The following is an 8341-nucleotide window of genomic DNA, read 5'->3' as shown; positions in this document are numbered from 1 at the left end:
GTCATCGGTCAAATCGCTGGTGTATGAACGCGTTTTTTGGGACAATGTTTACACCTGCTTGTGAATTGTTTGGTTTCGTTGCCTCACAATTATACAAGCAGAAATATTGACTCTACTGAAAAAAGGTCAAAAACCGGGTTTTTACACATGAACCACTCTGGTAATTTTGGCCGGGCACTCGAAAAACCCGGTTTTTTCAGTGAACGAAAAAAAGCCGACAAGTTGAGGCGAAACCCATATATTCTGGTTTCTGCGTCAAAAACAAAGCGGGAAACCACCATATGTGGGTTTGCTCATTTTAAGACATCCTTTTTTCGGAGAAGTCACCTCTTACACATTCAAGTTGCCGGCAAGTATAAAACAGCACGGACGTCCACGCTATAATCCGCGCGCGGGGTGGATTCCGGCAATTGGCCTGCTGCCGGCATACGCTTTCCATCTATCGCGCCCGATTGTCATGAGCCATGCTATAATCAACATAATCCACGCTTTCATCCCGACAACTGAGGCGATAGGTGAGAAACGCATGTCTAAGTCCAGATTGATCCCATGGTTTGCATTTCTGATTAGCTTGCTGGCGCTGGCGGCGCTGGCGTGCAATGCGCCGATTGGCGGCAATGAGACGCCGCCGCTGCCGCCCCCGCCCACGCTGACGCCGGGAGGCGCGCCCCCCACGCTGCCGGCCACGGCGACCACGGAAGACGGCGCGCCGACGGGCGAACGCCCCACGGCGATCCCCCTCCCCACTTTCACGCCCATCCAGACGCGCGCGGTGGGCACGCCGCCGCCGCATGGCGCGCCCACGGTCACGGCCACGCCAACCGTGACGGCCACGGCCACAATCACGCCGACGCCAACGGTTTCCGGACCGTTAGGGTTCAACTACGCGATTGTGTGGACGGGTACGCCGGACGCGGATGGCAACGTCGTCGCCCAGGTGACGGTCACGGCGTATGGTGGCACGGGCGAGTATCGGTATTATCACGATGATCTGTTGCAGGATGGTCCCGTTTTTCGGTACAAGTGGGCTGCCTGCCGCGACAATCCGGGGAGTTTGCGCGTGGATTCGGGGAGCGAGAGCGTGCGCGTGAATTATTTCGAGAAGCCGCCCTGCCCCGCCGGCCCCTGAGGCGCCGACTACAGGCTCAATTCCAGGTGAGCCGTGTCGTTGAGGAGACTGACGAAGGGGGGACGGTCGGGGCGGACTTCGATGCGGCTGAGGCCGGTGTTGCCGTGCAGGACGAAGGGGGCGAAGCTCTCAAGGGGGACGCCGAGAACGTACCCCAGGAGCATACGCAAGGTTCCCCCGTGGCTGACGATAGCGATCATCTCCCCCGCGTGGCGTTGCAGCAGGTTTTGGTAGGCACACATGACGCGCTGGTGGACGTCGGCGTGGCTTTCGCCGCCGGGGGGGTGCATGAGTAGGCCGTTTTGCCGGGCCTGGGGATAGTGGGCGGCTAGTTCGGCGGTGGTCATGCTGTGGAAAATGCCGGCATGTCGCTCCCGCCACGCCACATCCAACACCACAGACACCCCCAGCGCCCGCCCCACCACACGCGCCGTCTGCGCCGCCCGCCGCAAATCACTGCTGTAGACAGCCGTGATCGGATAGTCGCGCAAACGCCGGGCCAACGCCCCCGCCTGCGCCACCCCCGTCTCATTGAGAGGCACATCCATTTGCCCCTGCCAGCGCCCGGCCACATTCCAGTTCGTCTGCGCATGGCGAATGAGCAAAAAGTGCGTGGTCATCGCCGCCACCCTCACACCAGGCTCAGCAGCAGCCGACGCAGCAAATCCAGCACCACCAGGGCAATGATCGGGCTGAAATCAAGCCCCCCCGCCGGGGGAATCAGGCGCTGGAAGGGAACCAGGATGGGGTCAGTTACTTCGTAGAGCATACGCACGAGCGGGTTGTAGGGGTCAACCCGCACCCATGACAACAGCACACGCACAAACACGAGCAGGCTTATCAGGGAAAAGATAGTGTTAATGACTTGGTACAGCATGGGGAACTCCTTCGAAAATGTAGGGCGATTTTCCAAATCGCCCGCCCGATTTGGAAAATCGGGCTACGACGGCACATCATTTTCATTCATGGTGGTCGGCGGCAGCCGGTGAAGTCTCCTCTGAAAATGTAGGGCGATTGGGAAAATCGGGCTACGACGGCATATCATTTTCATTCATGGTGGTCGGCGGCAGCCGGTGAAGTCTCCTCTGAAAATGTAGGGCGATTGGGAAAATCGGGCTACGACGGCATATCATTTTCATTCATGGTGGTCGGCGGCAGCCGGTGAAGTCTCCTTCGAGAATACCACGTAGGGCGAGCTAGAAGCTCGCCCCCTGCAAAAGTGGAACGCGGATACAGATAAAAAGGCAGAAGGATGACGGCAGAAAGCATGGTTATCGCCGCACTCGTTCGCCGAAGATGGCGCGCCCAACGCGCACGTGCGTGGCGCCTTCGGCGATGGCGATCTCGAAGTCATCCGTCATGCCCATGGAGAGGATGCGCCAATCTGTTTGTAGGGCGTGGGCGGTCAGCCATTGCGCCAGCCGCCGCGCGCGGGCAAAGGTGGCGTGGAGGTCGGCGGGGGGCGCGTCCCAGGGGGCCATCGTCATCAGACCGCACAGACTCAGGCCGGGCAGTTGCCGTATTTCGGCGATGGCCGCCAGCAAGGCGTCTTGTTGCGCCGGGTCGGTTTCCCAATGGGTGCAGTCAAAGCCGGCTTTGCTGGCCTCGCCGGTGATGTTAACTTCCAGCAAGGTGGGCAGTTCGCGCCCCAGTTCGCTCAATTGAACCGAGAGGCGGCGGGCTATTTTCAAGCGGTCAAGCGCATGAAACACATCCGCGCTTTCCGCGACCAGTTCGGTTTTGCGGCTTTGCGTGGTTCCGATGCCGTGCCAGACGATACCGCTGTTCGCGCCCAGTACAGATTCGACAGCCTGTCGTTTGGCAGCCATTTCTTCGGGGCGGTTTTCGCCAAAGTGGCGCATTCCCACTTCGTAGGCCGCCAACACGACTTCCGCGGGCCAGGTTTTGGTGACGGCGACGAGGGTGATTTCTTGGGGGTTTCTGCCGGCATTTCGCGCGGCTTGTTCGATTCGGTCTTGTACGGCAGCGTAATTGCCGGCAATGGCAGCCAGATTCATACTCCTGATTATACCCATCCCGCGCCCGGAAAACACAGGCGACAAAAACCATCACAGATTTCGCAGATTTCGCAGATTTGGATTTATCCGTACCCGTCCACGCCCTATTCTCCGTAAAAAATGCGGAAAACCACCCCCGTGGCCCAATCCGCCACATACAGGCTGCCATCCGGGCCAACCGTCACGTCCGCAGGCTCGGCAAACCCCGTGGCAAAATCCGTCATCCCCTCCCCGCCAGGACCAAAACGCACTATCTTTTGCGCCCCCTCAAACGCGCTCCACAGTGCGAGGAATATGTTGTTGTAATAGCCGGGGAACTGCTCCGCCGTGTACGCCGTGATGCCCGTGGGGGCCACATGGGGGAGCAATTCGTACAACGGCGGCTCAATGGTCACGTCCGCGGGCGCGGGGAAGCAAGTGTCACACTCGTACCACGGATAGCCGTACATCTTCCCCGGCAGCACCAGGTGAAACTCGTCCGGCGGACCAAAGTCGGGGGCATTATCGGCGGCAAACAGCCTACCACTGGCGTCCCAGGCGATGTCGTAAGCGTTGCGCAGCCCCTGCGCGTACACCTCCACTTCCTGACCATCCGGGCTGAAGCGTAGCACGCTCGCTTCCCACGGATGCAGCGTGTCTTGTTGGTCCGTGTCCAGCACTTCCCCGTGGTCCGCGCGCGCGCCCACGGCCACGTAGCCGTATCCATCGGGGCCAAAAGCAAGGCCATTGGCGGCGTGCAGCCCGGCGTAGCAGCAGGGAATGCCGCCCAATACCTGCTGCGTCGCCCCCTCGGCGATGACGGAAATTTGCGCCTCGCTCCCTCCGGCGCGGCTGGAGACGTAAAGACGATCCGTGCCCGGCTGGAAGGCCAGCCCCACGGGCACGACGAAGCCATCTTGAAACAGGGTGGCCTCGCCTTGTGGGTCCAGAGTCCAGATCGCGCCCTGCATGGTGGCGATGTAGAGGAGGTCGTCCGGGCCAAAGGTGATGCTGTTGGGATTGCCGGCAACAACGGCAAAGTGGCGCACGTGAAAACCGGGGGGAACCTGGATACGCGCCTCCCAGCCGGCGGCGTCATCGGGGCAGGGGTAATCCTGGCAAGACGCGCCCCCTTTGGGCAGCGCGGGCACGGGATCGTTGAGCGGGCCGGAGGTGGGCGTGGGGCTGGGCAGCGGCGTGGAAGTAGGCGAGGCGGGAGGCGGCGTGGCCGTGGGCAGCGCGGCAACGGCGGCGGGCGAGGGCACGGGGGTGGTGGTGGGCGCGTCCGTGGGGGCGACGGTGGCCGTGTGCGCATCCGTGGGTGGCGGGAAGGGGGTGGGCGTGGCGTTGGTGGACGCGCCGCCACATCCCGCCAGGATGCCGGCAACGATGAGGACGAGCAGTAAATAGCGAGTCATGGATTGGTGTCTGTTCATGGGCACGGTTGCTCCCCCGGCGTGATACATGAAGGCGGATGAGCCGTCCACGGATTGCGCGGAGTTTTTTATCTGCGTTCTGCCGCGCTCGTCCGCGTCCTTTTGCATTTCGGGGAGTTCATTTTTCCAGCATGAGGGTGACGGGGCCGTCGTTGTGGATTTCCACTTGCATGTAGGCGGCGAAGATACCGGTGGCCACGGTGAAGCCAAGATGCCGGCATTGCGTCACGAAATAGTCCACCAACGGCTCCGCCTGCTCCGGGCGGGCCGCGTCCGTGAACGAGGGGCGGCGACCTTTGCGCGCATCCCCATACAGCGTGAACTGGGAGACCACCAGCAAGCTGCCGTCCACGTCCGCCAGCGAGCGGTTAAACTTGCCCGCCTCATCTTCAAACAAGCGCAGCCCGACGATTTTTTGCGCCAGCCAGTCCGCCTCCGCCGTCGTGTCGCTATGCGTCACGCCCAGGAAGACGACAAACCCCGGCCCGATTTGCCCAACCACGCGGCCATCCACCGTGACGCGGGCGGAACGCACCCGCTGCAACAAAGCGCGCATAAGGTTCACGAACTCCTGTCCGCAACTGTGATGGTCAGCATCAATTCGCTCCAGGTTATGCGGCAATCACGGACACGATTTGATGGCATCATGGTAATAATGGCGGAGTATGTCGCATTTTCTATGCGCCGCGTGTAATTGCTACGGGAGATACCACGTATGCCGGCAGGCGCAACGACAATTCCCGCAACCTTGTAACGCTCTGGTTGATCGCACGCCTGATTGAAAACGGCAACATTGGTGACTTGCTCGTTCAGATGGACCAGGATTTGAGCAATAGAGTTTTCGAGTTGATCGAGCTTGTCCTCACCCTGCCACTCGTTGACGAGAATGTCGCGCAGTTCGATGACCAGCAAGTAACAGTCGCCCCCATACCATCCCAAGGCCATGTAATCCGCGCGTCGCCCTACCCAGTCCCCGGCACTCTCCGCCAAGTTAGCATATTGTTCCAGGTGACAAGCGCACAAAGGCGTGTCATCCGCGTGTAGAACCACCCAGTAATAGGGTCTACCTTGTTGCTCTTCATGGAGTAAAATCTCATCATCAATTCCCACGAAATGGCAGCAATCGGCCAGTTTTTGTGCATCTTGCCGGCATCTGACCGCAGGAATATCGGGTAATTGGGGGCCGCTGCATGGCAAAGGCATCAACACACCTATTCCCACAGAATCCCATGGGCCATCAAATGGTTAAACTCTATTTCCAGATTGCCCAGCACCCGACCTAAGACCCCTTCATCTATTTGGCTTGACTCCGTCATAACAGGATATGCCGTGCCATCCGTAAACAGGTAAGCTATCACATTCTCAGGATTCAATCGCACTTGCGAGGATGGAAACCCATTCTGTAATTCGCTCTCGCCCAAACGTTGATACGCCAGTATCAGATTGTTAATGGCATACAGAAGCTCTAGCGAGTGCGTTGTAATGACAAGTTTGAAGCCACGATTCACAAGGAAAGCCAGCATCTTGACAATGGCAACCTGGGCAGCGGGATGTAAATGCGTTTCCGGTTCTTCGATATGGATATACTGGGGGCGCTGAGAAGCGGGCCAGCCCAACAAAGCCTGAATAGTGGAAACAAGTGGCCAGGTCCCCATCTGTCCTGAGGAAGCCATCTCAATTTCTAAAGGTTGCTGGCTATTCTCCGGCAACCATTGCCATTGTCGCGCAAAACGTCCTCTCGTAGCGATGGTCGCGCGACCACCCAACTCAGCCGCTACAATATCGTTAATTTGCTGAACTTCCGGGGGAATTCCTCTCTCGCGCTGCCACATCTGGTGTGTGTCCGCCGCTCGACTCAACGTCTTGGAGAACTCCCGCATCGTTATGGGAAGGGCGCTTTCCCCCAAAAGCGCCGGGCGAACATTGATAAACCGGGAATAAAATGTCCGTTCCGCCGGCACGAATAGCGCTTTCGCAAACAATCTACCTGACACGGAGGGATCATCGATCACCTGCTGTAACCATGCCGCCACATCGTTTTTGAAGGGAGACAAGGGATTGATCTGACGGTTAGACCGATAAAAAGCAATCTCTTTTTGATCGCCACGTTCGCTGCTGTAGTGGACGCGCACTTTGGGTGTCGTCAAAAAAGAAGCCAAAGCTCTATTCGTCAACTCTCCAGCGCGAATTCCTTCAACGACCTTCCTGACAGTGGCATCAGGGCTTTCCTGACTAAAATGATTAGAAAGGAGGTATTGGGCGTCACGGAAAAAATAGAGGAGCTGGCTCAACAAAGATTTGCCCGTTCCTTGTGGCCCAATGAAGACAGTCAGCGGCTTGATGTGAAGCTCTAATGGTATTTCCTCTTTGAAAGGTCCTAAGCCGCCTTCAACCGAGATTTTCTCTTGGGCAATTTCTGGATGCATTGACATGTCGCCATCCTCCACAAGATGACAAATATCGACTCTACTGAAAAAAGGCCCAAAACCGGGTTTTTACACATGCTCGAAAAACCCGGTTTTTTCAGTGAACTACGAACCTCGACCCACCAGATTTCGTCGAGAAGCAGCCCCGTAAACAAGCAAAACCTGGCAGGTCTTGCTTGAGAGGCTGGTAGTCACCCCAAAGTAATTTGCAATAGTGCCGGGAACCGTCCAATACGAATTTGTTACAGTATACCCACCTGACTGTAATCGCCCAGGGCGAGTTTGTGGGAGGTGGGACGGCTGGGGGAGCGGTTGATGGTGGCGTGGCGACCAATCAGGCTGTCCTGGATGCGCCCCTGGATGTCCTGGATTTTGGTGTGTTCCAGAACGATGGAGTGCTCGATCTCGCTGTTTTCCACGAGGACGTGATGGTAGATGCTGGTGAACGGGCCGATGTAGCTGTTGATGATGCGCGTGTTCTCGCCAATGATGGCCGGGCCGCGCACGATGCTGTTGATGATTTCCGCGCCCCGCTCCACAGTGACGCGGCGGCCTACCTGGCTGTCGCTGTCTACGAAGCCGTCAATATGGTAGTCGATTTCTTCCAGGACCAGGTCGTTGGCCTCCAGCATGTCGTCGGGGCGTCCGGTATCAATCCACCAACCCGCGTGAATGTAGGGATGGACGGCGAATTGATGGTCCACGAGCCATTGAATGGCGTCGGTGATTTCGTATTCGTCGCGCCAGGAGGGCTTGATGCGCCGCACCGCTTCCAGCACGTTGTGGTCGAACATGTAGATGCCCACGAGGGCGAGGTCGCTGGGCGGGTCTTTCGGTTTTTCGATGAGGCGCTTAATGCTGCCGTCGCTGTTGAGTTCGGCGACGCCGTACTGCTCCGGGTGTTCGATGCGGGTGAGGACGATCTGGCTGTTCCAGGCGCTGCCGGCAAATTCGGCAATTAACGGACTAATCCCACCTTCAATGACGTTGTCCCCCAGAAACATGACAAACCGGTCGTCGCCGAGGAAGTCGGCGGAGATGTGGACGGCGTGGGCCAATCCTTTCGGCTCCGGTTGGGGGATGTAGGTGATTTTGACGCCCCAGCGCGCGCCGTCGCCGACCGCTTCCATGATCTCCGGCGCGGTTTGCCCCACGACGATGCCGATGTCGATGATGCCGGCATCTCGTATCGACTCAATCACGCGAAACAGCACCGGTTTATTCGCCACCGGAATCAACTGCTTCGCCTTTGAATACGTCAGCGGATACAACCGCGTCCCCTTCCCCCCGCTCAAAATCAATCCTTTCATCAGTCTCTCCAATAGTTATGAGTGGCGAGTGGCGAGGCGCATC

9 protein-coding genes are annotated in these 8341 nt (G+C 58.4%); 1 reads left to right on the top strand and 8 read right to left on the bottom strand.

Going from position 1 to position 8341, the window contains the following annotated elements:
* Positions 1 to 526: 526 nt before the first annotated feature.
* Positions 527 to 1129 carry a hypothetical protein gene (locus H6650_19060; GenBank protein ID MCB8954109.1) on the top strand — a complete coding sequence of 201 codons (603 nt, stop codon included), beginning with the start codon at positions 527 to 529 and terminating at the stop codon, positions 1127 to 1129.
* Between the two features lie 8 nt (positions 1130 to 1137).
* On the opposite strand, the gene H6650_19055 is transcribed toward H6650_19060, so the two are convergent.
* The 8 genes from H6650_19055 to H6650_19020 form a co-directional block, all read right to left on the bottom strand.
* On the bottom strand, positions 1138 to 1749 hold the full coding sequence (locus H6650_19055) for a histidine phosphatase family protein (protein MCB8954108.1): 612 nt from the start codon (positions 1747 to 1749) through the stop codon (positions 1138 to 1140).
* Positions 1750 to 1760: 11 nt separating this feature from the next.
* The gene (locus H6650_19050) at positions 1761 to 2006 is read right to left on the bottom strand and encodes a YggT family protein (GenBank protein ID MCB8954107.1); all 246 of its coding nucleotides are present in this window, start codon (positions 2004 to 2006) and stop codon (positions 1761 to 1763) included.
* A 394-nt stretch (positions 2007 to 2400) separates the two neighbouring features.
* A complete protein-coding gene (locus tag H6650_19045) occupies positions 2401 to 3147 on the bottom strand; it encodes a YggS family pyridoxal phosphate-dependent enzyme (GenBank protein ID MCB8954106.1) in 747 nt (248 codons plus the stop codon).
* Positions 3148 to 3251: 104 nt separating this feature from the next.
* Positions 3252 to 4670: a PQQ-dependent sugar dehydrogenase gene (locus H6650_19040; GenBank protein MCB8954105.1), complete on the bottom strand. Its 1419-nt coding sequence runs from the start codon at positions 4668 to 4670 to the stop codon at positions 3252 to 3254.
* Between the two features lie 10 nt (positions 4671 to 4680).
* A complete protein-coding gene (locus tag H6650_19035) occupies positions 4681 to 5118 on the bottom strand; it encodes a D-tyrosyl-tRNA(Tyr) deacylase (GenBank protein ID MCB8954104.1) in 438 nt (145 codons plus the stop codon).
* Positions 5119 to 5123: 5 nt separating this feature from the next.
* Complete coding sequence (locus H6650_19030) at positions 5124 to 5768, bottom strand: hypothetical protein (protein MCB8954103.1); 645 nt, start codon at positions 5766 to 5768, stop codon at positions 5124 to 5126.
* Between the two features lie 5 nt (positions 5769 to 5773).
* Positions 5774 to 6994, bottom strand: a complete 1221-nt coding sequence (locus H6650_19025; GenBank protein ID MCB8954102.1) for an ATP-binding protein — start codon at positions 6992 to 6994, stop codon at positions 5774 to 5776.
* Between the two features lie 236 nt (positions 6995 to 7230).
* The gene (locus tag H6650_19020) at positions 7231 to 8298 is read right to left on the bottom strand and encodes a glucose-1-phosphate thymidylyltransferase (GenBank protein MCB8954101.1); all 1068 of its coding nucleotides are present in this window, start codon (positions 8296 to 8298) and stop codon (positions 7231 to 7233) included.
* Positions 8299 to 8341 lie beyond the last annotated feature (43 nt).

The organism is Ardenticatenales bacterium, from assembly GCA_020634515.1.
Taxonomy (GTDB): Bacteria; Chloroflexota; Anaerolineae; order Promineifilales; family Promineifilaceae; genus JAGVTM01.
The sequence above is the reverse complement of the archived record's forward strand: the minus strand, read 5'-3'. Positions and strand labels throughout refer to the sequence as shown.

Excerpts from the sequence above, each read along its gene's own strand:
- H6650_19045 (MCB8954106.1), bottom strand. The coding sequence starts at position 3,147 with ATGAATCTGGCTGCCATTGCCGGCAATTACGCTGCCGTACAAGACCGA.
- H6650_19050 (MCB8954107.1), bottom strand. The coding sequence starts at position 2,006 with ATGCTGTACCAAGTCATTAACACTATCTTTTCCCTGATAAGCCTGCTC.
- H6650_19060 (MCB8954109.1), top strand. The coding sequence starts at position 527 with ATGTCTAAGTCCAGATTGATCCCATGGTTTGCATTTCTGATTAGCTTG.
- H6650_19055 (MCB8954108.1), bottom strand. The coding sequence starts at position 1,749 with ATGACCACGCACTTTTTGCTCATTCGCCATGCGCAGACGAACTGGAAT.
- H6650_19025 (MCB8954102.1), bottom strand. The coding sequence starts at position 6,994 with ATGTCAATGCATCCAGAAATTGCCCAAGAGAAAATCTCGGTTGAAGGC.
- H6650_19035 (MCB8954104.1), bottom strand. The coding sequence starts at position 5,118 with ATGCGCGCTTTGTTGCAGCGGGTGCGTTCCGCCCGCGTCACGGTGGAT.
- H6650_19020 (MCB8954101.1), bottom strand. The coding sequence starts at position 8,298 with ATGAAAGGATTGATTTTGAGCGGGGGGAAGGGGACGCGGTTGTATCCG.
- H6650_19040 (MCB8954105.1), bottom strand. The coding sequence starts at position 4,670 with ATGCAAAAGGACGCGGACGAGCGCGGCAGAACGCAGATAAAAAACTCC.